The 2,150-nt window shown below is 56.7% G+C and carries 2 protein-coding genes; both read left to right on the top strand.

Annotation, left to right across the window (positions count from 1 at the left end; translation table 11 throughout):
* Positions 1-547 (top strand): gluconate 2-dehydrogenase subunit 3 family protein (locus ACEW8P_RS13825; RefSeq protein ID WP_373513664.1); only part of this gene is annotated, 547 nt, incomplete at its 5' end.
* On the top strand, positions 544-2,150 hold a 1,607-nt coding region (locus tag ACEW8P_RS13830), incomplete at its 3' end, for a GMC family oxidoreductase N-terminal domain-containing protein (protein WP_373513665.1). The genes ACEW8P_RS13825 and ACEW8P_RS13830, both read left to right, overlap by 4 nt.

Consider the following 2,150-nt stretch of genomic DNA (forward strand, 5'->3'; position numbering starts at 1 on the left):
TCCAAACCTGAGTATACCCCGCCGGCAAGCTGTGCAAACCCTGCTGATGCTCATCGGCGGCACCCTGTCGCTGCCCGTGCAGGCGGCTTTGCTGCGCGAAACAGCCCATAGTAATCCGGGCCGGTTTTCTGCCGAAGAACAGGCTCTCATCACCGAGCTGGCCGAGCAAATCATACCCTCCACCACTACGCCCGGAGCTAGGGCGGCGGGCGTGGGTGAATTTATCAGCTATATCATCGGCCATTGTACTGACACCCAGCAGCAGGAAGCCTTCCGGCGCGGTTTGCAGCAGACCGAAGCACTGAGTGAGTCGGCGCACGGCAAACGGTTTGCGTTACTCGAAGGCCCGCAAAAAGCCGAACTCATGGAACAGCTAACGCGTCAGGAAAAGGCTTTTTTTATTACGCTGCGCGAATTGACGATTGTGGGCTATTTTACCTCTGAACCGGGTGCCACCCAAGCCCTCGAGTACCTGGCGATACCGGGTCGCTTCGAGGGCGACATACCCCTAAATCCGGGCCAGCGAGCCTGGGCTACCTGTCTATGAATCTAAATATCGATGCCGAAAAAGACCTGCGCTACGATGCCATTGTCATTGGCTCCGGCGTCAGTGGCGGATGGGCCGCCAAGGAATTGACCGAGAAGGGATTGCGCGTACTGATGCTCGAGCGGGGTGGACCGCTCGAACATGTAACCGGTTATACGGAGGCCATGAAAACGCCCTGGGAGGCCAACGAAACCGAACGCCTCGGCGGCCTTACCAAAAAATACCCGCAAAGTCCGCAGGATGCGGGTATCGCCAATAGCGCACCCAGCTACTGGATGCCCAACGCGAGTACCTCCTACCGGCAGGAAAAACCGTTTCGCTGGATGCGGCCCAACATTGTGGGGGGCAAATCCATCATGTGGGGACGGCAGTCGTACCGGTTCAGCGACATTGACTTTGAAGCCAACGCCAAAGAAGGGGTTGGTGTGGACTGGCCCATCCGCTACAAAGACATTGCTCCCTGGTATTCGTATGTGGAGAAAATAGCGGGTATATCGGGCGAAAAACTGGGCCTGCCCCAGCTCCCCGACGGGGAGTTTCTGCCGCCCATGGATATGTTTTATATTGAGAAAGAAGTCAGGAAACGCATCGAGAAAAACTTTCCGGGCCGGGTTATGACCGTGGGGCGTTCGGCCAATTTATCCAAAGCAGGTAAAGTTCACCTCGAAAACGGGCGGACCTCTTGCCAGTACCGGGATTTATGCAGCCGGGGCTGTCAGTTTGGCGCTTATTTCAGTACCCAGTCCTGCACGCTGCCCCCCGCCGTCCGTACCGGGCGGCTTACCCTCCGTCCCGATTCGGTGGTGACCGAAATCCTGTACGATGCGCAGAAACAACGGGCTACGGGTGTGAACGTAGTGGACGCCGTTACGTTCGAAAGTCGCCCGTATTTTGCCGATATAATTTTCGTTTGTGCCAGTGCCATGGCCTCTACGGCATTGTTGCTCAACTCCACCTCCGACCGCTTTCCCAATGGCCTGGGCAATGATTCGGAGCAGTTGGGGCATAACCTGATGGACCATCATTTCGCGATTGGTGCCTATGGGAATCTGGAAGGCGGGCAGGACCGGTATTTCTACGGGCGACGGGCCAATGGTATCTACATTCCCCGGTATCGAAATATTGGTACGGATAAACGCGATTACCTGCGCGGTTTTGGCTATCAGGGGGGCGGAAGTCGCCAGGGCTGGCAACGCCGGGTGGCTGAGATGGCTTTCGGTGCATCGCTCAAAGAGGAACTGACCCGTCCGGGATTGTGGACCATGGGACTGGTGGCCTTCGGCGAGCACTTGCCCGACTATAAAAACCGACTATATCTGGATAAAAATCAGCGGGATAAATGGGGGATGCCTACGGTTGTATTCGACGCGGAGTTCGGCGAGAACGAAAAGAAAATGCGGGTCGATATGCTGAACGATGCCAAAGAGATGCTCGTATCGGCGGGATTGTCCGACGTCGGCGGGTACGACAATGAGTCACCGGTGGGGGGAGCCATTCACGAAATGGGTACCGCCCGCATGGGACTCGACCCCAAAACGTCGGTGCTGAACGGGCACAATCAGGTTCATGCCTGCAAAAACGTGTTTGTGACCGACGGAGCCTG

This window comes from Persicitalea sp., from assembly GCF_041751555.1.
Taxonomy (GTDB): Bacteria; Bacteroidota; Bacteroidia; order Cytophagales; family Spirosomataceae; genus Persicitalea.